The organism is Stutzerimonas sp. C6.4V, from assembly GCF_058536345.1.
Genome location: NZ_JBZUBM010000001.1, coordinates 1,403,104 through 1,423,645, shown reverse-complemented (window position 1 = coordinate 1,423,645; position 20,542 = coordinate 1,403,104). Strand labels below are relative to the sequence as shown.

The window sequence follows — 20,542 nt, the reverse complement described above, 5'->3', positions numbered from 1 at the left end:
GGGCGTAAAGATTCGATTGCGCCTTCAGCGCAGCGGCGTAAAGAAAGCGTATTTTTTTTACGACTTGGCTGGTGTTCATGGACGCGCATCGGCCTGGCCGAATGTGCTTATGCGCAGCTTCAACCCAACACCTGGCGGCATCCGGCTGAAGCGGCTGTACAGAGGCGTGAGGGCGGCGAGACCAATCGAACGGACAGTTCTTACCGTTGGGCGTCAGTTCTCGCCCAGCTGCACCTGGTACAGCTCCGGCAGCTCATATTGAAGCCCGTAACCTTCATAGATGGCTTTGACAGCGCCTTCCTTGATCAGGCTTTCCAACTCGCCTTCCAGCGCGTAAGCCAGCTGACGGTTGGATTCATGCACGGCCATGCCAAGGTCCCAGACCTGTTTGCCCATGTTTGGATAGGCGTTCTGAGCGGCCTTGAGATGACTATCATTGGCCTGGCTCAGCATCCAGTCGATCTCACCGCGCATGGCCATGGTCGCGTCAACTTCCCCCGCCTGCATTGCTGCAAACGCTGCCTGCGCCGTCGGGTAGTGATGCAGCATCTTGGCAATGCTGCCGTTGAATACCGATGACAGATAGAACGAAGGAACACTTTCCACCTCCACTCCAACCGGGTGGTAGCGGAACACGGCGACACTGGAGAGATCTTCGATACGGCGATCGTCATAGGCCGACTGCCAGCGCTCGCGCTGATAGGGGCCGAACATCACCACCAGTTCGTTGATCAGCTCGCCCATCTCGTTCTGCTTGTAGGAGAACTCACGGTCGTAGGGCACACGCATCATGACGTCTGCGAGAATGTCCGGACGCAGGTAATGGCCCTTCCAGATGAAGTTTCGCAGGTCATCGTCCAGCGTCTCGTCTGGCGTGACCCATAGCACTTCGACTTTCAGACCCAGCCCAGCGGCCAGCTTGCGCGCCAGTTCGACATCCACTCCCCGCGCCTCGCCGTCAGCCGCGAAGCTGTAAGGCGGGAAATCCTCGTACACCGCCACCTTGAGTACGCCCGATTCGATGATGTCATCGAAGGCGCGCACCTTCGTTATGTCCGCCTGCGCCAGCGCGCACGACATCACCAGGCAGAGGCCCGCGAGGAACTGGCGCATGCTGATCACCGCTTGGCCGCTTCGCTTTCGATGTAGGTACGGATGGCCCACAGTGCTTCCTGGCTGAGGTAGTCGGCCATGCGCGGCATGTAGACGGCGCCGTCACGGACCGCACCGTTGATCACGCGCTCCTTGAACCATTCGTCACCGTCATAGCTGGCTTCCAGCTCACGCAGATCAGGCGCGATGCCACCGGAGATCGCCTCGAGGCCATGGCAGCGTGCGCAGTTCTGGTTGTAGGCCGACGATCCGATTTGCACCGCCTTGTCGTGATCCTCGCTGGGTGCACGGTAGGGATTTTCGTCCACCCACTCCTCACCCAAGGGAGTAAGGCCCTTGGTCTCGACCTTTTGCGGTGTGACGTCGCCGTGGGCCAGTGCCAGGCTCGCAAACCCCATCAGGCCAGCAGTAAACAGAGCGCGCAGTGCAATTTTATTATTCATGACGACCACCGTTGATTTCGGATACCTGAGCAAGGCTGCCCCACCTGGGACATATGCTGGTCATCTTGGCGATTGCACCTCAACGGCAGAATCCTGCTTTGGTTGCCGGATTCTCCTCCCTTGGTAGTAGGGCCTCGTGCGCCTGATCCGCAGCACCCAGGTAGCAAGTCGAAAACACGGGCCGTCTGGGAAGTTCTCCCGAAAACAGCGGGAGATTTTCCATATCAGCCGATGCGAGGCCTTCCCAATAATCGAATCGCCTGGCCAGCCGATCGCTGCACTCAGCTGCTAACCCGGCGAACAGCAACTGGCCTCGTCCGAATAGATCAAGGGATACCGACCATGACAACAAGATCAACCATGGGCAGCAAACGCCCTCTCGCTATTGCCGTGCTCATCGGCGGACTCGCACTCAGCGGCCTGTCAGAAGCAGGCAACGTGACCTGGGAAGACATTGCCAACGATCACCTTTCGACCGAAAACGTGCTGCAGTATGGCCTTGGGACCAACGCGCAACGCTGGAGCCCGCTGGCGCAGGTCAACGACAAGAACGTATTCAAGCTGACGCCGGCCTGGTCTTTTTCCTTTGGTGATGAAAAGCAACGGGGGCAGGAATCCCAGGCCATCGTGCATGACGGCGTGGTCTACGTGACCGGCTCCTACTCGCGGGTTTTCGCCCTCGACTCTCGCACCGGGAAACGGCTATGGAGTTACAACCATCGCTTGCCCGCAGACATCCGTCCATGCTGCGACGTGGTCAATCGAGGCGCTGCGATCTACGGCGACAAAATCTACTTCGGCACCCTGGATGCCCAGGTGGTGGCACTGAACAAGGACACGGGTAAAGTCGTCTGGAAGAAGAAGTTCGGCGACCACGGCGCGGGCTACACCATGACTGGCGCACCGACCCTGATCAAGGATCAGAAGAGCGGCAAGGTTCTCTTGATACATGGCAGCTCCGGCGACGAGTTCGGCATCGTAGGCAAGCTGTTCGCCCGCGACCCCGATACCGGGGAAGAGGTCTGGATGCGGCCCTTCGTGGAAGGCCATGTGGGCCGCCTGAACGGCAAGGACAGCACCCCGACCGGCGACATCAAGGCGCCCTCCTGGCCGAACGACCCGAACTCGCCCACCGGTAAGAAAGAGGCATGGAGCCAGGGCGGTGGCGCTCCTTGGCAGAGCGCCAGCTTCGATCCGGAAACCAATACCATCATTGTCGGCGCGGGCAATCCAGCCCCTTGGAATGGCTGGGAGCGTACCGCAGACGGCGGCGAGCCAAAGGACTACGACAGCCTCTATACCTCCGGCCAGGTGGGCGTCGACCCTACCACCGGCGAGGTGAAGTGGTTCTACCAGCACACACCGAACGATGCCTGGGACTTCTCCGGCAATAACGAACTGGTTCTGTTCGACTACAAGAACAAGGAAGGCAAGACCGTCAAGGCCACCGCGCATGCCGACCGCAACGGTTTCTTTTATGTCGTCGATCGCACTGACGGCAAACTGCAGAACGCCTTCCCCTTCGTCGACAACATCACCTGGGCCAGCCACATCGACCTCAAGACCGGCCGCCCGGTGGAGAACGAAGGCCAGCGTCCGCCCAAGCCCGAGCCCGGCGAAGCGCACGGAAAGTCTGTGGAGGTCTCGCCGCCCTTCCTTGGTGGCAAGAACTGGAACCCCATGGCCTACAGCCAGGACACCGGCCTTTTCTACGTGCCGGCCAACCACTGGAAGGAGGATTACTGGACCGAGGAAGTCAGCTACAAGAAGGGCAACGCCTACCTCGGGCAGGGTTTCCGCATCAAGCGCATGTACGACGATCACGTCGGCATCTTGCGCGCCATGGACCCGGTCACCGGCAAGGTTGCTTGGGAACACAAGGAACCACTGCCGCTCTGGGCCGGTGTGCTGGCCACCAAGGGCAACCTGGTCTTCACCGGTACGGGTGACGGCTACCTCAAGGCCTTCAATGCGAAAACCGGCGACGAGCTCTGGAAGTTCCAGACCGGCAGCGGAATCATCGCCCCGCCCATCACCTGGGAGCAGGACGGCGAGCAGTTTATCGGCGTGACGGTCGGCTATGGCGGCGCAGTCCCCCTGTGGGGCGGTGATATGGCGGCACTGACCAAACCGGTCGCGCAAGGCGGCTCGTTCTGGGTATTCCGCATTCCCAGTTGGGACAAGCAGACCGCCAGGCGCTGAACGAGGCTTTGCGGCAGTCGCCGCATCGCCCTGCTAACCAGCCGCTGGCTAGCCACTACGGTGGGGCGTGCAGGTGACGCTCCGCGCCTCGCCCACGAGGCAACGCCATCGGCTGTTTGACCCACATCAAGCACATGGAATCGTCATGAATCCTTCCCGTTTGCTGCTATCCCTTGCATTGTTCCTTAGTACGCCGCTGCAGGCCGACGAGGATCAGCCGCTGGCTATAGATGGCTGTGTCATCCAGCCCGACAGTAACTGCGCTGGCGCTGACCTTCGCGGCGCTGACCTGAGCAATCAGGATATGCGCAAGATGAACCTGGCCGGTGCCGACCTTACTGGCGCCAACTTGCGTCACGCGAATCTGGATTTGGCCAATCTGGAAAAGGCAGACCTGACCGGCGCCACCCTCACCCGCGCCAGTTTGCAACAAGCCAACCTGCGCCTGACGAATTTCACCGATGCCCGACTGGTGGCGATTCAGGGCTGGGGCCTGTTCGCCCAAGCCGCACGTTTCAACGGCGCCGACTTGACCGCAGCCAACCTGGACTTCGCACGCCTTAGTGGCGCCAAGATGCACAACGCAAACCTGACCGCGGCCAATCTGGAGATGGCCTGGCTGAGTAAGGTCGACCTAGATCATGCCGATCTGACCGACGCCAACTTGCAGGAAAGCAAACTCAGCGAGGCGAATCTCGGGAACGCCACCATGACCGGCACGCGGCGACACTACGCGACCTTCCAGGGCACGAACATGGAGGGCTGCATCGATTGCCCGACCGACTGGGAGAAGTAATCAAATGCCGCTCGATGGGCTTTAATGAGCGGTGCGCAGCCGTTTCATCATGCAACGATCGCCACCCACTCTAAAGGAGCCCCATCATCATCCGTATCCCCATGGTGGCGCAGCTTGAAAGCCTGCCCCGCTTCGAGAGCCTGACCCCGGACCGTATCTTCGTACCTGCGACCGTCGAGCAGTTCAGCCAAGCTGCCGAGGACATCCTCGCCACTCCTACGATCGGCTTCGATACCGAGTCCAAGCCCACCTTCAAAGTCGGCGAGGTCTCCAGCGGGCCGCATCTGATCCAGTTCGCCACGCAAGATCGAGCCTATCTGTTCCAGACTGCGCAGCCTGGGTGCCTCGACGCCGCCAAGCGCATCCTGGAAGCCGCCCATGTACTTAAAGTTGGATTCGGCCTCTCATCCGACCGTAGCCGACTGCGTACCCGGCTGGGCATTGAACTGCGGCACAGCCTCGATCTCGGCTCGGCATTGCGTTACCAGGGCAAGAAAGGACAGGTCGGGCTGCGCGGTGCGGTGGCAGCCGTGCTGGGCGCGAGGATCAGCAAGTCGCGCAGCGTGTCGACTTCCAACTGGGCGAACCGGCAACTGACCGAAGCCCAGCAGCGCTACGCCGCCAACGATGCCTTCGCTGCACTCATGGTGTTTCTCGCCCTGGACGGACGGGGCCAGATGTCGATGCAGGACGGCGCAACCCCGGGCTATCGTCGCTAAGTCAGGCTTCGACCAGCTGACCGCCCGCCGCTTGCATGCAACCCCAGGCGCTAATCAACGTCTACCCCAGATACGATTCCAACCGGGAGGTGTTTGTGGAAGGCATGTTTTTCAGTGGCTGGTCGACGCTGGTGCGTACGCTGGTGATCGGCGTGTTGGCATACGTCAACCTGATTGTCCTGCTGCGCATCTCTGGCAGACGAACGCTCTCGAAAATGAATGCCTTCGACCTCATCGTCACCGTGGCGCTGGGCTCGACCTTCGCTACGATCCTGCTGAACCGAAACGTATCGCTGGCCGAGGGCACTTTGGCGTTGGCGTTGTTGATAGGCCTGCAATATCTGGTGACCTGGACCAGCGTGCGGGTCAGCTGGGTAAAGAAGTTCGTCACCGGCGAACCTGCGTTGTTGCTTTATCAGGGCCAGATGCTGAGCACAGCCATGCGGGCGGCGCGGGTAACCGAGGATGAAATACGCTCCGCGATCCGTACCAGCGGTATCGCTTCGATAGATGAGGTGGAGGCCGTGATTCTGGAGACCGATGGCAGCTTCAGCGTGGTCAGTAAGGCCTCAGGCGACAGCCGTTCGAGCCTCTCGGGCGTGATGACACCAGGCCCGCGGGATATCCAGGTATAACGGTGGGCCGGCGTCCCGCACCATCGCGACGTCGCACTGCGTTTTTTGGATAAAAGGCATTGCAGAAAGATCCGGGGATGCCGATGAACTGGGAGACCGGCCCAGCGCTCCTTCTCCTTGGGAAATCCACATGTTCAACAAGAAGCTCAAACAAGAATTGTCCGAACTGCGCGAAGAAGTCGCGACGATGCGGCAGATAAAGGAATCCCTGTACCGGGAGATGATGGTGCTGGAGGTTGATCCACGAGGCCGTGTCCAGCACGCCAACCCGGTTTTCCTCAGCGAGATGGGCTTTCGCCTGGACGAAATCGTGGGTCGTCACGTGGATAGCTTTTTTACTGATGAATTCAAGAGAGAACCCAACTACGCGAACCTGAAAAACGCAATGCAACGGGGCGAACACCTCAGCGGCGCCTTTCGTCTGCTCACGGCCAGCGGGGAGGAAGCCTGGTTGCGCTCCATCTGGCAGCCCATCAAGGCATCCGACGGCTCGCTTCTTCACTTCGGCATGTGCGCCAGCAACCTCACCCGCACCATAGCCACCTCACGCGAACACGACAGCGTGATCAGCGCCCTGAAGCGCTCGACCGCAGTCATCGAGTTCGACCTGCGCGGCAATGTGATTACCGCCAACAAACAGTTTCTCGATGCCATGGGCTATCGGCTGGAGCAGATCAAGGGCAAACATCACAGCCTGTTCTGCGAGCGGGCTGAAAGCGAATCGACGGCCTATCGCGAGTTCTGGGCTCGTCTGAATCGGGGAGAATACGTCGCCGAGCGTTTCAAGCGAATCGATGCCCACGGTCATGTGGTCTGGCTCGAAGCGTCCTACAACCCGGTACTCGATGTGTACGGCAAACTCTATAAGGTCATCAAGTTCGCGACCGTCATCACCGATCAGGTCAACCGTGAAATAGCCGTTGCCGAAGCAGCCACCATTGCTTTTGGCACCTCGCAGCAAACGGATCTCTGTGCCCAGCGAGGCGCCAACGTAGTGCAACAGACGGTGGATGTGATGCGGCAGATAGCCGTGCAGATGCAAGATGCCTCAAACGGCATCGAGGCGCTGGACAAGCAATCACAGTTGATCAGCGCGATCCTCAAAACCATCAGCGACATTGCCGACCAGACGAACCTGCTGGCCCTGAACGCCGCGATTGAAGCGGCACGTGCGGGTGACCAGGGTCGAGGATTCGCCGTTGTCGCTGATGAAGTCAGGCAGCTCGCCGCCCGAACCAGCAAGGCGGCCGGGGAGATTGTCGGCGTGGTCGGCAAGAACCAGGACCTGGCCCAGGCGGCTGTGCGCAGCATGTCGACCAGCCGCAGCCAGGCCGAAAGCGGGCTGGAATTCGCGAACCAGGCCGGAGCGGTGATCGTGGAGATCCAGGACGGCGCGCAGCGTGTGGTCAGCGCGGTCGGTCAGTTTGCGAGCCAACTCAACAACTAAACATAAGCGAAGGCGCGGGGCCGTGTCGGGCTCTGTGCTTTCAGCTTGATGAACGTTGGATCAATCTCGCCGCTCCTTGGCATCGCCATAGACGTCACTCCAGTCCCAGCCATCCGCTGCAAGCAGATCGCTCAAGACTGTCCGGTGCTCGTCCCTACTTTGGCTGACAGCTGCGTGGATGGGTATGCCGGCTTCTATCAGTGAACTGGTGTCTATCGCTAACGGCTGCATCTCGGAGCGAACCCTCGCCAGATACCTGGAACGTTGCATCTGGATGTGCTGGTCCAGCGCCGCCCCGAGCATCTTGCGCTTCAAACCGTCCTGCGGTACCTCAGCCGAGACGCTATCGAGCAACCGCAGCACTTCGTCCAGGGTGGCCACGGCGGGAATGACGTTCTTGCTCGCATCGCTGTTGTGGAAGCAACGGATCACTGGATAGGCATGGTGATTGAGCGTGTGTTCGACCAGCATCTGGCGCAGGTCGGTCGCATTGTCATAGAAACGGGAAAAATCCGAGCCGTTCCAGCTATTGATCAGGATGTCCTGGGGCGTCCTGCCCATGCTGTTGATCAGCAGGCTGAGCTGGTTCTGCAAGCTCACCGCAGAGACCACCGGCACGATGTAGGTGATTGCCGCCGTTATGAAGGTGAGGCCACAGAAGGCTGCGGCGCTCGTGAGTATCCGCCAGCCGTTGCCCGCTGCCGCGTAATCCCCCACGCCAAGGGTCGAAAGCGTGAATCCGGCGTAATAAAAGGTTTCCCAAAGGTCGGCCGCTACCTTGGTCGTACTGTTGACCACGGAGCTGGAATCCGACGCGAGCATCAGAAACAGGCTCATCCACAAGCAGGCAATCCAGGTCAGCAGGACCGAGAGCAATACGGTCTGGCCGGCGTACTCCAGCAGTTTCGATCCCCCTCGCCTTCGGGCTGCGGCAAAAAAGCCAAACCACACCAGACGCGAAACACCATTGGTCAACAGCCCACCGCCGCGGCTGGAAAGTGTGGTTTTGGTGATATCGATTGCGGTAACCAGAAACAGCAGAATGCCAAGAATCAGAAAAGCCATAAGGGGATGCCGTGTCGCTTATAAGTAGTGAGTGCCTGGGTTATGAAAGAACCCCAGCCCCGGAAGTTCACGACCTGACCGGTTCGTATGAGGCAGTACGTCAGAAATAAAGCGCGCCACCGCGCGGATGGTCAGCGGGAAAGGTATCTGCCGCGAGACACCAGCGCAGCGCAGCCGGCTATGCACTACCGCAAAGCACGTTACAGTCAGCCATGTCCTGTGGCAGCAGACCGTGATCTTGGGGTCCCCGCATGGGTGATTACCGAATGCGTAAAATCAGCGATCAACCACCACTTCGCTGACCTGCCGAACCGGAGTCAGATCGGTGTAGTTGGGAATGTCGGCGACGATCTCTTCGGCGTGCGGGCCAATCCCGGCCTGAAACGCTGCCAACGACTCACTGTAGATGTGGCACATCGCGACATAGGGCGCGGGTATGTCAGGAGCTCCGCCGAACAAGGCCCTGTCGATGGTGTAATACAGACAGGCATCGCCCATGCGTGACTTGACCAGGGGCAGATGCTTGTCGCGGTAATAGTCATGGTCGAATCGTGCACCAGGCGTATTGGGATACATCACGATGACTTTGATCATGTCTGGTTCCTGGTCGGGAGCGATTGATTTGATATTGGATGCAACTTTACAAGCGTAGTGCCTGCACAGAAAAAGCTGGGGGAGTGGCGGGCGACAATACTTCACCTATGACCGCAATTAGGCGTTGCACTATCCGGCCGCCCGATCGCCAACCCGCACGACGCCGGTATCAATAGCCAGATGAACCAGCTCCGCATGGGAGCTGACCTGCAGTTTACTCTTGAGCAGCGTCAGGTAATTGGAAACGGTCTTGCTACTGATGCATAGGCGTTCGGCGATCAGTCGCGCCGGAACGCCCCTAGCGATCATCACGAAGATTTCAAACTCGCGTTGCGTCATCCCCTGCAAGCGCAAATCTTGCGCATTGACACTGGCCGGATTGCGCGCCAGCTGAATGGCCAATGGCTGTTCAATATAGGCATGGCCGGCCAAAGTGCGGCGTACCGCATCGACCAGCACTTCGGGTGATGAATTCTTGGTGATGTATCCGATGGCCCCTGCATCCAGGGCCTGGCGCACCAAGGGTAGCTCGTCGTGCATGCTGAAGAAGAGTACGCGCAGCTGCGGCAAGCGCTGACGCAGCCGCCGTGCGGTTTCCAAGCCACTTATGCCAGGCAAGCCGACATCCATGATCACCAGGCTGGGTGGTGTTTCCAGGGCCCTGGTCAGGGCCTGCTCGCCATCACAGGCTTCGATTACCTCGGCCGCCGGCAGCAAGACGCGCAGCAGCGCGGCGTAACCTTGACGTACCACGGCGTGATCATCGACTAGAAGGATCTTCATGACACCAGCGCCCCCCTGCAAGGCACATCAAGGTAGACGACCCAGCCATTGCCTCTACGGCTCGACGCAACTAGGTACCCACCCAGCGCCCGGGCTCGTTCCTGCATTGACCGAAGACCGATACCGTGCCTTCGTGCGCCTGGCTGGCCCGCCCCGTTATCGCTGACCAAAAGCCTCAGACCCTCCCCCTTCGCGCGCAATCGCACGCACACCGCGGTGGCACAGGCATGTCTGGCCACGTTGGTCAGCGACTCCTGCAGCAGGCGGTACAGATGCTCCTTGACAGCCAGCGGCAAGCGCGGAAGACGTCGATCGATCTGCAAGCGCACCTCGATGCCTTGTGCGCTTTGCCATTGCTCGGTCAGCAGGCGGATGGCCTCCGGCAGGTCCAAATGGTCGAGCATCACCGGATAGAGTTCGCGGGTCAGCCGACGAAAGCCGTCCTGCAACCCTTGGCAGTGTTCATCGAGGCGACGAGCGGTGCTGGCGACCAGCAGTGGCTGGTCCTTTACTGCCTGTAGCAGACAGGCTTGAGCGCGAATGCCCGCCACATATTGGCCAAGATCATCATGCAGCGCCTGAGCGAGCTGGGTACGCTCACGCTCCTGCAACGCCAGCAGTGACTGCGTCAGCTCATCGTTGTCTCGCCGCGTGGCTTCCAGCGAGCTGACCATAAGGTTGAAATGCCCGGCCAGTAGCCGCGCCTCAAGCATCGGATGGTCAGCCAGACGGGTGTCGAGCTGCCCCTGCGAGACGTGGTCAAAGGCTGCCAGCAATCGGCGTAACACGCCCAGCGCCGGTAGGACGGCCCAACGAATCGCCAGCAGGCTGAGCACCAACGCGATGCCGAACAGCACCAGCAGTTGTAGCAGCGAGTCCTGCACTTCGTCGATCTCGTCCTGCGGATCGACGCTCAGCGCGAGCACCCGCCCATCCGACAAGGCTACCGTCAGCGCCGGCGCAAGCTGGCCTGGATACAGCAACGTCTCGAGCCAGGTGAGCCGCGTCGGTGCCTGCACGCTCGCCCCTCCGTCAAGCCAGCGCACCTTGACGTGGCGCAAATGGCTCGTGAGACCCGGCTCCAGGGCCGCCGGATCGCGCTCAGCAACCTCCTTCAGGTAGCTGAGTACCGCGCCTGCGGCATCCAGCTCACGGCTCACATCATGACTGGCCTGACGCAGCAGCACCGCCAGGCAAACCGCCGCCACCAGCCCAAAGAACAACGAGACCAGCAGACTGATTCGCCAGAGTGCAGACATGCCTCGCCCCCATTGAAAAACAGTCAACAGGCCAAGGGATTACTTGACCACGAAAGTCCCTTCCATGCCCTTGTTCTGCAAGCCCTTGCAGTAGAAGGGGTAGGTGCCGGGCTTGATCGGCAGGAAAAAGATCTCTGCCTCGCCCGCTTCCTCGAACTCCAGCTCGACGAGAGTGACCGCCTTTATTTCCACACCACCCGCTTCAACCTTGCGCAGAAAGATCGAATGAGCGAATTCGGGCGCCTGGAATGCACATTCCTTCTGGCCGTCGGCAATGACCTTGAGCTGATACGCGACGCCGGTTTCAAGTTGATATTCCTTCTGCGAAACCGCGTAATCGCTCTCTTCGGAGCCGAATTTCAGGTCTGGCAAGGACTGGGTGCGGCGGGTCAGATCACCTGCGGCCAATACCTGATCAAAACCGATCAGGCTGCCGATCAGCAGGAAGTTAAGGGTCAGTGCTTTGAATGGAGGCATGGTCTGCGCGCTCTTGTTATCGGTACCTCTATCCTAGGAGCAGCCCGCCGGGCCTGGTTTACTACCTTGGTACACAGCGACTGGTACTTTCTGCATATTCCCCCACATGCGAAGGCTTCCTATGCTGGCCGCAACGCCACAGGAGTCGTCCATGGGTATTTGTACACGCGCTGGTTTACTGATCGCCCTCGCCTGCAGCGTCCCCCTTGCCTCCGCCGAGCCAGAGACGCTGGCGGTCCGCATCGGCTATCTGAGCTACCGCCCGGACCCCGGCCCGTTGTTGTCCAATGTGATCCCGGAACCGGTCGATGCCGGCCTGCGCGGTGCCGAGCTCGCCATCACGGACAGCAACTCCACGGGTCGTTTCCTGAAGCACAGCTATGAACTGGAAAGCGTGAACGCCGATAGCTCTGAGCAGCTGCAGCAGGCTGCGCAGGCGCTACACGCAGAAGGGCTGCGGTTGTTCGTGGTCAACGCTCCGGCGGAAAGCTTGCTCCAGCTCTCCGAAGCCATGCCTGACAGTCTGCTGATAAACGCCGGCAGCCCCAGCGATGATCTTCGTACGTCCCGCTGCCTGGCCAATGTGCTGCACACGCTTCCCAGCCGCAGCATGCTGGCGGACGCATTGGCGCAGTTCCTTGCAGTGCGACGCTGGAACCGCTGGTTGCTCATCAGCGGGCCAACCGAGGACGACCAGGCCTATACCCAGGCGCTGAAACGCGCCGCCAAGCGATTCGGACACAAGATAATCGAGGAGAAACCCTGGTCGTTCGATAACGACCAGCGTCGCACGGCCCAGGCCGACATGCCCCTGTTTACCCAGGCATCCGAGTACGACGTAGTCGTAGTTGCCGACGAGCGCGGCGACTTCGGTGAATATGTGCCGTACCACACCTGGCTGCCGAGACCTGTGGTGGGCACGCAGGGGCTGACCCCCACGGGCTGGCACAAGACTGTTGAAACCTATGGCGCGGCGCAGCTGCAAAAACGCTTCGAAACCCACGCCAACCGCTGGATGAACGATCGCGACTTCGCCGCCTGGATTGGCGTGCGCAGCCTGGCCACCGCGGTCACCAGGCTCGGCAACACGGACCCCGAAGAGATACGCCAGATCTCGCTGAGCGAGGCGCTGCCGATCGATGGATTCAAGGGCCGCAAGCTGACATTCCGGCCCTGGAACGGCCAGCTGCGCCAGCCGATCCCTCTCGTGCATCCTCGTAGTCTGGTAACCAACTCACCCCAGGATGGATTTCTCCACCCGACCAGCGAGCTGGACACCCTCGGCTTTGACCGCCCCGAAAGCCAGTGCCGACTGAGCGAGGCGACCCGATGAAAGCCCTTTCCCGCTGCGTATCCGCTCTGCTTCTTGCCGGCGTGGTGCAGACCGCGAGTGCCAGCGAGCTCGGGTATGACGCCTATATCGATAGTCCGAAGCGAATCAAATGCATGTACGGCTACGTCACGGCCAAGACCGGAAACTTCGGAGCCGCCAAACAGATATTCGAGGACTGCATCGCGCGCTGGAACGACGTGTATTCGATGATCTGGCTGGCGCAGATGTACGAGTCGGGCTCTGGCGTCCCGGTAGATCTTGATAAAGCCGCTGCCCTCATGGAGCGCGGCGCCAATCAGCCCGATGAGGCCAGCTATGTAAGCCTGGCCCGATATCACTGGGGTACGGCGTTAGCCGAGGGGCGCGGCGTGAAAAAAGACGTGAAGGCCGCGCGCATGTGGCTGCAGCGGGCGTCTGAAGGCGGACAAAGCGAAGCGGACGAATACCTGCTGCGCATGGACCAGCCAGCGAATCGAACCGCCCCCTGAGCGATTAACACAACAACAAGAGATTCTTCCCATGACCCGAACGCTTCTCGCTGCTGCCATCCTTGCCTGCTCCAGCGCCTCCGCGCTGGCGGCAACCGCCTACGTTTCCAACGAAAAAGACGACACCATCAGCGTGATCGACCTGAATACGCTCGAAACGGTCGAGACCCTGGAGGTAGGCCAGAGACCGCGCGGGCTTACCCTTTCCCGCGACAACAAACTGCTCTACATCTGCGCCAGCGACTCGGACACCGTGCAGGTCATGGACCTGGCGACCCGCAGGATCATCAAGCAGCTCCCCTCGGGCGCCGACCCGGAGCAGTTCGCCCTGCACCCGAACAACAAGTGGCTGTACATCTCCAACGAGGACGATGCATTGGTCACGGTGGTGGATGTAGACAACGAAGAGGTGCTGGCGCAGATCGATGTAGGTGTCGAGCCCGAAGGCATGGGTGTCAGCCCGGATGGCAAGTGGGCGGTGAACACCAGCGAGACCACCAACATGCTGCACTGGATCGATACCAGCACCAACCAACTGGTGGACAACACCCTGGTGGACCAGCGCCCGCGGCATGTCGAGTTCAGCCAGGACAGCAAGCTGCTCTGGGCTTCCTCCGAAATCGGCGGGACGGTCAGCGTTGTCGATGTGGAAAAGCGGGAGATCATCAAGACGCTCAGTTTCCAGATCAAGGGCGTACATCCGGACAAGGTGCAACCGGTGGGCATCAAGCTCAGTTCCGACGGCAAGTACGCCTTCGTCGCCCTCGGTCCGGCCAATCACATTGCCGTGGTCGATGCAAAGACCTACGAGGTGCTCGACTACCTGCTGGTGGGTCGGCGGGTCTGGCACATGGCATTCAATCCGGACGAAAGCCGGTTGCTGACCACCAATGGCGTCAGCGGCGACGTCTCGGTAATCGACGTGGGCTCGCTCAAGGTGGTCAAGTCGATCAAAGTCGGTCGTTACCCATGGGGTGTGGTGGTGGCACCGTGACCGCGCTGCAGGTTACGCAGGTCGGCTTCGCCTACGGAGAACGCCAGGCGCTGCAAGACGTCAGCTTCGGTGCCGCAGCGGGACGCTTCACTGCGCTGCTCGGCCCCAATGGGGCGGGCAAGTCGACGCTCATTGCGTTGCTGACACGCCTGTATGACCTGCAGCGGGGAGATATCCAGGTCGCCGGGTTCAGTCTGCGCAGCCAGCCGCGCGAGGCATTGCGGCGACTCGGTGTAGTCTTTCAGCAGAGCACGCTGGATCTCGACCTCAGCGTCGAACAGAACCTGCGCTACCACGCTGCCCTGCACGGCATGCCACGCAAGGTTGCCTATGACCGGATCGACATCGAGCTGGATCGCCAGCAGTTGGGTGAACGTCGCAAAAGCAGGGTGCGCGAGCTCAACGGCGGACATCGTCGGCGCGTGGAGATCGCCCGCGCCCTGCTCCACAAGCCAAGTCTGCTGCTGCTGGACGAAGCCAGCGCCGGGCTCGATCCGGCCAGTCGCCAGGGCCTAAACGCTCATGTGCGATCCCTGTGCCGTGACGAAGGCATGAGCGTGCTCTGGACCACCCATCTGCTTGATGAAGTGAGGGGTGACGATGACCTGATCATCCTCAACCGGGGAAACCTCGTGGCGCAGGGTCGGGCCGATACCCTGGCGCATGCCGACGGTAGCCTGGAACAGACCTTTGCCCGCCTCACTCACAACCCGGCGTTGGCTTGATGCCTCGCACCGCCAGCAATAAGGAGCCCACGCCATGAGTCCCTATTGGGAATGCCTGCGGGCAATCGTTTCGCGAGAGTGGCTGCGATTCGTTCAGCAACGCTCGCGCTTCTTCAGCGCCCTGGTGCGCCCGCTGCTCTGGCTGGTGGTGTTTGCCGCAGGGTTCCGTGCGGCATTGGGCATCGCGATCATCGAGCCGTACGACACCTACATCACCTACGAGACCTACATCGTGCCTGGCCTGGCCTGCATGATCCTGCTGTTCAATGGGATGCAGGGATCGCTGTCGATGGTATACGACCGGGAAATGGGCAGCATGCGGGTATTGCTGACCAGTCCCCTGCCGCGCAGTTTCCTGTTGGCCAGCAAGCTGCTGGCGACGGCTCTGATCTCGCTGTTGCAGGTCTATGCCTTTCTGGCAATTGCCTGGTTGTACGGGGTGCAGCCGCCGCTGCCCGGCCTGCTCACGGCACTGCCGGCGCTTTTGCTGGTCGCCCTGCTGCTCAGCGCGCTGGGGCTGTTGCTGTCCAACGGCATCCGCCAGCTGGAGAACTTCGCCGGGGTGATGAATTTTGTGATTTTCCCGATGTTCTTTCTTTCTTCCGCGCTGTACCCGCTCTGGAAAATGCGCGAGGCCAGTGAATGGCTGTACTGGATCTGCTCGATCAACCCGTTCACCCATGCAGTGGAACTGGTGCGCTATGCGCTCTACGAGCGGTTGAGCCCGCTCGCACTGGGCGTCTGCCTCGGGCTGACGCTGCTGTTCAGTCTGCTGTCGGTGCTAAGCTTCAACCCGCAGCACGCCGCGCTTCGGCGTGCCGCCTGAAAAAGCTTTACTACTTTGGTGCTGCTTCTCGTGCCGATCGTAGGATTTAAAAACAATGCGCCTTGGACTGTAATGTGCCGATCGAAGTAGCGAAAATAATCGGCGTCCGCCGAACTGAACGACCCTCTTTGTTCGACCGCGCCAACAGCAGCTGCCGCGAAGCCACACCGGGTCGTACAGCAGGGAGCCCTACCGATTCGCCCCAGCATAATCACAACAATGAGGTGACCGGCTTTGTACAAGATACTGATTGCTGATGACCATCCGCTTTTTCGCGAGGCCATCCACAACGTGATCCAGGATGGTTTCCCGGGTAGTGAGATTCTGGAAACCGCCGACCTGGACAGCGCCTTGAGCATCACGCTCGAACACGATGACCTGGACCTGGTGCTGCTCGATCTGAACATGCCGGGGATGCACGGGCTCAATGGCCTGATCAACCTGCGCAACGAGGCGCCAACCATTCCCGTGGTGATCGTGTCCGCCGAGCAGGACAAGCAGGTCGTCTTGCAAGCCATTACCTATGGCGCCTGTGGCTTCATTACCAAGTCGTCGCCCCGTGCACAGATGACTGACGCCATCGAGCAGATCCTCAACGGCAACGTCTACCTGCCCTCCGACATCATCCGCAGTCAGAAGGCCAATACCCGTCACTTTCAGCACAGCGAACCTAGCATTCCGCCGGAACTGCTGCAGGCCCTGACCCGCAAGCAGCTGCTGGTACTGGAGCGCATGACCAAGGGCGAATCCAACAAGCAGATCGCCTACAACCTGGATATCGCCGAAACCACCGTCAAGGCCCACGTCTCGGCGATTCTTCGCAAGCTCAACGTGCACAACCGGGTACAGGCGATCCTTTCAGCCGGCGATATCGACTTTACGGCTTATCTGCGGCGCTGATCAGGACCACCCCGCATCAGGCGTGGCCCTGATCCATCATGTGACACATGGCGGTCTTCAGTTTCATCGGCCGCACTGGCTTGTGCATCAGCATATGCCCCAGCTCTCGGACCTGCTGCTTCAGCTCGTTGCTGTAGTTGGCGGTGATCATCAGTGCCGGCAACGGGCTGGCCCGCCGCGCATTGACCGTCTCGACCACGTCGATGCCGTTGCAGCCATTGTCCAGATGATAGTCAGCGATGATCAGGTCGGCATCAGCGTGGAAATTGTCCACCTGACCGGCCAGATCCTGCTCCGACAACGCCGTCACCACCTGACAACCCCAGCCTTCCAGCAACGTTCGCATGCCCGCGCAGATCGAGGTGTCGTTGTCCAGCACCCAGACCCGCGCACCTTTGAGCCGTTCCAGCAGCAGATCCGTCGTGGCAGGCTCGGCACTGGCTTTTGGCGCCCGCTTGGCCAGGGGGACCTCGACGGCAAATTTCGATCCACGGCCTGGCACCGAAGTGACAACGATCCGATGGCCGAGAATGCGTGCGATCTTCTCGACGATCGCCAATCCCAAGCCAAGGCCACGGTCCTGCTGAGGCCTCACGCCCTCGCCGCGCTTGAATTCATGAAAGATCTCTTCGAGCTTGTCATCGGGAATGCCGATTCCGGTGTCCCAGACTTCTATCGAAAGGCTCTGCCGGCGACGACGGCAGCCCAGCATGACCCGCCCGTTCGGCGTGTAACGAATGGCGTTGGTCAGCAGGTTGCGCAGGATCCGCGCCAACAGCTGGATGTCGCTGCGCACCAGCGCAGAACAGGGAATGTAATCCAGCTTCAGCTGTTCGCTGCCCGCGATCTGGTGGAACTCCGCGGCCAGGTTTTCCAGTAGCTCACTGACGGCAAAAGGCGCGATGTCCGCTTTGATCACCCCGGCATCGAGCTTGGATATATCCACCAGTGTTCCAAGCAGGTTTTCCACGTCCTCCAGTGAATTGCTGATGTTGCGGATCAGGCCGCTGCCGGTGGATGTGGGCTGCTCCAGCAGTGCGCTGGTGAACAGCCGCGCAGCGTTGAGCGGCTGCAGCAGGTCATGACTCACGGCAGCGAGAAACTTGGTCTTCGACAGGTTGGCCAGCTCGGCTTCGCGCTTGGCCTCGCGCAGCCGGGCCTCGGCATGGGCGCGCTCGTCGATCTCGCAGAGCAGCTGGTCGTTCAGGCTGGTCAGTTCGGCGGTCCGTTCGCGCACTCGCTGTTCAAGGTTCTGGTAGGCCTGATGCAGCGCCTCGGCAGTCCGGCGGCGATCGGTGATGTCCTGGATCAGCACGAAGATGCCGGCAACTTCCCCGTTGGCCTGGCGGTTGGGCACATAGGATCGCAGCATGTAGCGCTGTTGGCCGGAATGGTTGCGCTCGGCCATTTCGAAGCTGACGCTTTCCCCGGACAAAGCGCGGTCGATGTAGGGCTCGAGCTGGTTCCAGTGATCGCCGCTGTGGATTTCGCGCAGGGACTGACCAAGCATGCCGTCACTGGGCCAGCGGTACCATTCTTCGTAGACCTTGTTGGTGAATTCGTAGGTCAGGTCCGCCGACACATAGGCAATCAGCGCCGGTACATGGTCGGTGATCAGACGAATCCAGCGCTCGCTTTCACGCAGCGCTTCGGCATGGCGGTAACGCTCGGTGATGTCAGTGAAGGTGTTGACGAAGCCGCCGGTGGGCAACGGGTGAGTGCGGATTTCCAGCGTGCGACCGTCGAACAGGTGCTGTTCCAGCTCCGCCAGAGGCTGGCCGTTGGCATCGAAGGTATCGGGCGTCAGCAACTTCAGTTCGCTGTCGGCCATCACTTCCTCGAACGGACGATGTGCCTCGATAGGCGCCAACCCGCACAGTTCGAGGAAGCGGCCATTCCATAATTCCAGGCTGCCGTCGGCACTGACCATGGCAACGCCCTGGGACAGGTTGTCCACGGCGCGCTGCAGCAACCGGGACTTCTGTGCCAGCGCCTGTTCGCGGCGCATGGTCTCGCTGATCTTTACCTCGGTGATGTCGGTATAGAGCATCACCAGCCCGCCCTCGCGGGTCGGGCGTTCGCTGAGCTGCACCCAACGCCCGTTGTGCAGGCGGTACACCGTTGGCTCGTTGGCCTTGCCACGGTGCTCCTCGGCGATCATGCCGCTGCTTTCCGCCAGCCGTTTCAGCTCCGACAACCGTGTACCACTGTTTATGCGCGCCCGTGTGCGGCTCCAAAGCGACTTGAAACGTTTGTTGAACAGCACGATGCGCTGATCCTTGTCGAACAGCACGAAGGCGTCGGAGATGCTTTCTATGGCGTCGACCAGATGCTGATGTGCCGTTTCTGCACGCAGGCGTGCGTCGCTCAGCAAACGGTTGCTGGCCTTCAGCTCGGCCATCGCCTGATTCAGCGCGTCGGTACGTTCGCGCACCTGCTCGGCCAGCTCCACAGAGTGCTGGAATGCGGCGTAGGACGCGTCGCGGCCGCTGCCGCTGGATTCGATACGCTCGATCAGCGCGGCATTGATGCGACGCAGCTTATGATTTTCGCGCTCCAGCTCGGCCTGTCTGTCGAGCTGCTCAGCGAGCGCACTTGTCTCCAGGCCGCCCTCCAGGCCGGCCGATGGCGACGCCGGTGAAGGTCTGGTTGATGTGCATGCCATTGAACTGCTCTCCATAGGTGTTGAAGCCGATCACCTGCTGGCGTTGAAGGAATCTGGATGTATCGTCCGTCGAGCCGTTGCCCTCGATCTCCAGTCGCCGGAGAAAACAGTCACAGCCGATGGTCAGCAGCGGTGCACCGAGGCGTTGCTCCAGGCGCTGGAAGAGCGCCTCCAGATTCGGCATCAGCGGGCCGGGGTGCATCGCGGTCAGCACAATGCCGTTCTCGACCGCGCAATAGAAGGTCAGGCTGAGGTCGTCGTTGACTTTCTGAATTGAACGGACGTAGTACTGCTCGTTGATTCGCACGGCCAGCGGGTGCGCCGCAAACAGGCGGTGGTCCAGATCACTGACCTGCACACCGATAAGCCGTGCGTACTCCTCGGCGGCGGGTTCGGCGTTGAGCTCGAAGACGCGCCGGGCATGGCTGTCCACCCGGGTCACTACCAGCTTCTCGCTACGCGGCAACATGTGATGGGTGGTGAACACTTCGAAATCGAGCCAGGTGTTGATCAGCACCACGACGGCCGCCCCGCTGTGGAACTTGCCGTCGTAGTAGACGTGGGTGTCGGTCAGATGGTTGTCGTCGCCGGCCGATCCGCCAAAATGCGGGATGCTGCCGAAGGCTGCACTGAGCGCCGACAACACGATTTCCTCGCGGCTGGACAGGCCATCAAGCAGGGTCAGCGCAAAGCTGTGATCCTTGATCGGTGCCAATGAGTTGCTGCGGCAGTCACTGCCCAGGCGCTCGACCAGTTGCTGGGCGTCGATGAGGCTAAAACGATCCATTTCATCGATCAGTTCGCAGGCGATGGAAAAGCTGCGGTGATCGAAACCGACTGCGGTCACGCAGCTGCGCCCGTAGCCCTGAGACGTGATTTCGCCAGCCGAGGTACAGCCAACCATGCGCACACCACCGAAATACTGATGCAGCGCATCGCCCAGCGCGGGCAGGTCGTATTCCGCGGAACAGAAAAACAGCACGAAGCCGAGATGGGGATGGATCAACTGGCGCGCCAGGTCCTGAGCCACCGTCTCGGCGTCCCGGGCTTCCGACATCGCGGTGCGCACTTCTACGGA

General features: G+C 60.6%; 20 protein-coding genes. 11 read left to right on the top strand and 9 right to left on the bottom strand.

From position 1 onward, the window contains the following. Positions 1-213 precede the first annotated feature (213 nt). Together AC4LFW_RS06820 and pedF are read right to left on the bottom strand one after the other, a co-directional pair. Positions 214-1,113 carry a substrate-binding periplasmic protein gene (locus tag AC4LFW_RS06820; protein ID WP_491818434.1) on the bottom strand — a complete coding sequence of 300 codons (900 nt, stop codon included), beginning with the start codon at positions 1,111-1,113 and terminating at the stop codon, positions 214-216. Between the two features lie 5 nt (positions 1,114-1,118). Next, the gene (gene pedF / locus AC4LFW_RS06815; protein ID WP_491818433.1) at positions 1,119-1,556 is read right to left on the bottom strand and encodes a cytochrome c-550 PedF; all 438 of its coding nucleotides are present in this window, start codon (positions 1,554-1,556) and stop codon (positions 1,119-1,121) included. A 342-nt stretch (positions 1,557-1,898) separates the two neighbouring features. Here pedF and exaA point away from each other — a divergent pair, with 342 nt between their 5' ends. From exaA to AC4LFW_RS06790, 5 genes are all read left to right on the top strand, one after another. Further along, positions 1,899-3,758 carry a quinoprotein ethanol dehydrogenase gene (gene exaA, locus AC4LFW_RS06810; RefSeq protein WP_491818432.1) on the top strand — a complete coding sequence of 620 codons (1,860 nt, stop codon included), beginning with the start codon at positions 1,899-1,901 and terminating at the stop codon, positions 3,756-3,758. A gap of 145 nt (positions 3,759-3,903) precedes the next feature. Then, positions 3,904-4,554, top strand: coding sequence for a pentapeptide repeat-containing protein (locus AC4LFW_RS06805; RefSeq protein ID WP_491818431.1), 651 nt, complete (start codon positions 3,904-3,906; stop codon positions 4,552-4,554). Between the two features lie 101 nt (positions 4,555-4,655). After that, positions 4,656-5,273 (top strand): 3'-5' exonuclease, encoded by a 618-nt coding sequence (locus tag AC4LFW_RS06800; RefSeq protein ID WP_491818430.1) that lies wholly within the window; start codon positions 4,656-4,658, stop codon positions 5,271-5,273. A gap of 95 nt (positions 5,274-5,368) precedes the next feature. Next, positions 5,369-5,908, top strand: coding sequence for a DUF421 domain-containing protein (locus AC4LFW_RS06795; protein WP_491818429.1), 540 nt, complete (start codon positions 5,369-5,371; stop codon positions 5,906-5,908). Between the two features lie 130 nt (positions 5,909-6,038). Continuing rightward, a complete protein-coding gene (locus AC4LFW_RS06790; RefSeq protein WP_491818428.1) occupies positions 6,039-7,355 on the top strand; it encodes a methyl-accepting chemotaxis protein in 1,317 nt (438 codons plus the stop codon). 60 nt (positions 7,356-7,415) lie between these two features. Here AC4LFW_RS06790 and AC4LFW_RS06785 read toward each other — a convergent pair whose 3' ends face one another. From AC4LFW_RS06785 to AC4LFW_RS06765, 5 genes are all read right to left on the bottom strand, one after another. Beyond that, on the bottom strand, positions 7,416-8,420 hold the full coding sequence (locus AC4LFW_RS06785) for a potassium channel family protein (RefSeq protein ID WP_491818427.1): 1,005 nt from the start codon (positions 8,418-8,420) through the stop codon (positions 7,416-7,418). A 276-nt stretch (positions 8,421-8,696) separates the two neighbouring features. Then, positions 8,697-9,014 (bottom strand): EthD family reductase, encoded by a 318-nt coding sequence (locus AC4LFW_RS06780; RefSeq protein ID WP_491818426.1) that lies wholly within the window; start codon positions 9,012-9,014, stop codon positions 8,697-8,699. A 129-nt stretch (positions 9,015-9,143) separates the two neighbouring features. Further along, on the bottom strand, positions 9,144-9,797 hold the full coding sequence (locus AC4LFW_RS06775) for a response regulator transcription factor (RefSeq protein ID WP_491818425.1): 654 nt from the start codon (positions 9,795-9,797) through the stop codon (positions 9,144-9,146). Further along, positions 9,794-11,056 carry a sensor histidine kinase gene (locus tag AC4LFW_RS06770; RefSeq protein ID WP_491818424.1) on the bottom strand — a complete coding sequence of 421 codons (1,263 nt, stop codon included), beginning with the start codon at positions 11,054-11,056 and terminating at the stop codon, positions 9,794-9,796. The genes AC4LFW_RS06775 and AC4LFW_RS06770 overlap by 4 nt, the downstream gene beginning before the upstream one ends. A gap of 39 nt (positions 11,057-11,095) precedes the next feature. After that, positions 11,096-11,533 carry a cupredoxin domain-containing protein gene (locus AC4LFW_RS06765; RefSeq protein ID WP_491818423.1) on the bottom strand — a complete coding sequence of 146 codons (438 nt, stop codon included), beginning with the start codon at positions 11,531-11,533 and terminating at the stop codon, positions 11,096-11,098. Positions 11,534-11,684: 151 nt separating this feature from the next. On the opposite strand from AC4LFW_RS06765, the gene AC4LFW_RS06760 reads away from it, so the two are divergent. From AC4LFW_RS06760 to AC4LFW_RS06735, 6 genes are all read left to right on the top strand, one after another. Further along, entirely contained in the window at positions 11,685-12,866 is a 1,182-nt protein-coding gene (locus AC4LFW_RS06760) for an ABC transporter substrate-binding protein (RefSeq protein ID WP_491818422.1), read from the top strand. After that, positions 12,863-13,354: a tetratricopeptide repeat protein gene (locus AC4LFW_RS06755; RefSeq protein WP_491818421.1), complete on the top strand. Its 492-nt coding sequence runs from the start codon at positions 12,863-12,865 to the stop codon at positions 13,352-13,354. Before AC4LFW_RS06760 ends, AC4LFW_RS06755 begins: the two co-directional genes overlap by 4 nt. Positions 13,355-13,385: 31 nt before the next feature. Next, positions 13,386-14,348: a YVTN family beta-propeller repeat protein gene (locus AC4LFW_RS06750; RefSeq protein ID WP_491818420.1), complete on the top strand. Its 963-nt coding sequence runs from the start codon at positions 13,386-13,388 to the stop codon at positions 14,346-14,348. Continuing rightward, on the top strand, positions 14,345-15,073 hold the full coding sequence (locus tag AC4LFW_RS06745; RefSeq protein ID WP_491818419.1) for an ABC transporter ATP-binding protein: 729 nt from the start codon (positions 14,345-14,347) through the stop codon (positions 15,071-15,073). The genes AC4LFW_RS06750 and AC4LFW_RS06745 overlap by 4 nt, the downstream gene beginning before the upstream one ends. A 34-nt stretch (positions 15,074-15,107) precedes the next feature. Next, positions 15,108-15,899, top strand: coding sequence for an ABC transporter permease (locus tag AC4LFW_RS06740; protein ID WP_491818418.1), 792 nt, complete (start codon positions 15,108-15,110; stop codon positions 15,897-15,899). Between the two features lie 234 nt (positions 15,900-16,133). Continuing rightward, positions 16,134-16,799 carry a response regulator gene (locus AC4LFW_RS06735; RefSeq protein ID WP_491818417.1) on the top strand — a complete coding sequence of 222 codons (666 nt, stop codon included), beginning with the start codon at positions 16,134-16,136 and terminating at the stop codon, positions 16,797-16,799. 16 nt (positions 16,800-16,815) lie between these two features. On the opposite strand, the gene nahK is transcribed toward AC4LFW_RS06735, so the two are convergent. Beyond that, positions 16,816-19,464, bottom strand: a complete 2,649-nt coding sequence (gene nahK / locus AC4LFW_RS06730; RefSeq protein ID WP_491818416.1) for a hybrid sensor histidine kinase/response regulator NahK/ErcS' — start codon at positions 19,462-19,464, stop codon at positions 16,816-16,818. After that, complete coding sequence (nosP, locus tag AC4LFW_RS06725; protein ID WP_491820151.1) at positions 19,382-20,521, bottom strand: nitric oxide-sensing protein NosP; 1,140 nt, start codon at positions 20,519-20,521, stop codon at positions 19,382-19,384. The genes nahK and nosP overlap by 83 nt, the downstream gene beginning before the upstream one ends. Positions 20,522-20,542: the final 21 nt, after the last annotated feature.

What these genes read in the sequence shown, in the direction of transcription:
- nosP (WP_491820151.1), bottom strand. Translation starts at nt 20,521, where the DNA reads ATGTCGGAAGCCCGGGACGCCGAGACGGTGGCTCAGGACCTGGCGCGC.
- AC4LFW_RS06765 (WP_491818423.1), bottom strand. Translation starts at nt 11,533, where the DNA reads ATGCCTCCATTCAAAGCACTGACCCTTAACTTCCTGCTGATCGGCAGC.
- nahK (WP_491818416.1), bottom strand. Translation starts at nt 19,464, where the DNA reads ATGGCATGCACATCAACCAGACCTTCACCGGCGTCGCCATCGGCCGGC.
- AC4LFW_RS06820 (WP_491818434.1), bottom strand. Translation starts at nt 1,113, where the DNA reads ATGCGCCAGTTCCTCGCGGGCCTCTGCCTGGTGATGTCGTGCGCGCTG.
- AC4LFW_RS06790 (WP_491818428.1), top strand. Translation starts at nt 6,039, where the DNA reads ATGTTCAACAAGAAGCTCAAACAAGAATTGTCCGAACTGCGCGAAGAA.
- AC4LFW_RS06760 (WP_491818422.1), top strand. Translation starts at nt 11,685, where the DNA reads ATGGGTATTTGTACACGCGCTGGTTTACTGATCGCCCTCGCCTGCAGC.
- AC4LFW_RS06805 (WP_491818431.1), top strand. Translation starts at nt 3,904, where the DNA reads ATGAATCCTTCCCGTTTGCTGCTATCCCTTGCATTGTTCCTTAGTACG.
- AC4LFW_RS06770 (WP_491818424.1), bottom strand. Translation starts at nt 11,056, where the DNA reads ATGTCTGCACTCTGGCGAATCAGTCTGCTGGTCTCGTTGTTCTTTGGG.
- AC4LFW_RS06755 (WP_491818421.1), top strand. Translation starts at nt 12,863, where the DNA reads ATGAAAGCCCTTTCCCGCTGCGTATCCGCTCTGCTTCTTGCCGGCGTG.
- AC4LFW_RS06785 (WP_491818427.1), bottom strand. Translation starts at nt 8,420, where the DNA reads ATGGCTTTTCTGATTCTTGGCATTCTGCTGTTTCTGGTTACCGCAATC.
- exaA (WP_491818432.1), top strand. Translation starts at nt 1,899, where the DNA reads ATGACAACAAGATCAACCATGGGCAGCAAACGCCCTCTCGCTATTGCC.
- AC4LFW_RS06740 (WP_491818418.1), top strand. Translation starts at nt 15,108, where the DNA reads ATGAGTCCCTATTGGGAATGCCTGCGGGCAATCGTTTCGCGAGAGTGG.
- AC4LFW_RS06750 (WP_491818420.1), top strand. Translation starts at nt 13,386, where the DNA reads ATGACCCGAACGCTTCTCGCTGCTGCCATCCTTGCCTGCTCCAGCGCC.
- AC4LFW_RS06780 (WP_491818426.1), bottom strand. Translation starts at nt 9,014, where the DNA reads ATGATCAAAGTCATCGTGATGTATCCCAATACGCCTGGTGCACGATTC.
- AC4LFW_RS06775 (WP_491818425.1), bottom strand. Translation starts at nt 9,797, where the DNA reads ATGAAGATCCTTCTAGTCGATGATCACGCCGTGGTACGTCAAGGTTAC.
- AC4LFW_RS06800 (WP_491818430.1), top strand. Translation starts at nt 4,656, where the DNA reads ATGGTGGCGCAGCTTGAAAGCCTGCCCCGCTTCGAGAGCCTGACCCCG.
- pedF (WP_491818433.1), bottom strand. Translation starts at nt 1,556, where the DNA reads ATGAATAATAAAATTGCACTGCGCGCTCTGTTTACTGCTGGCCTGATG.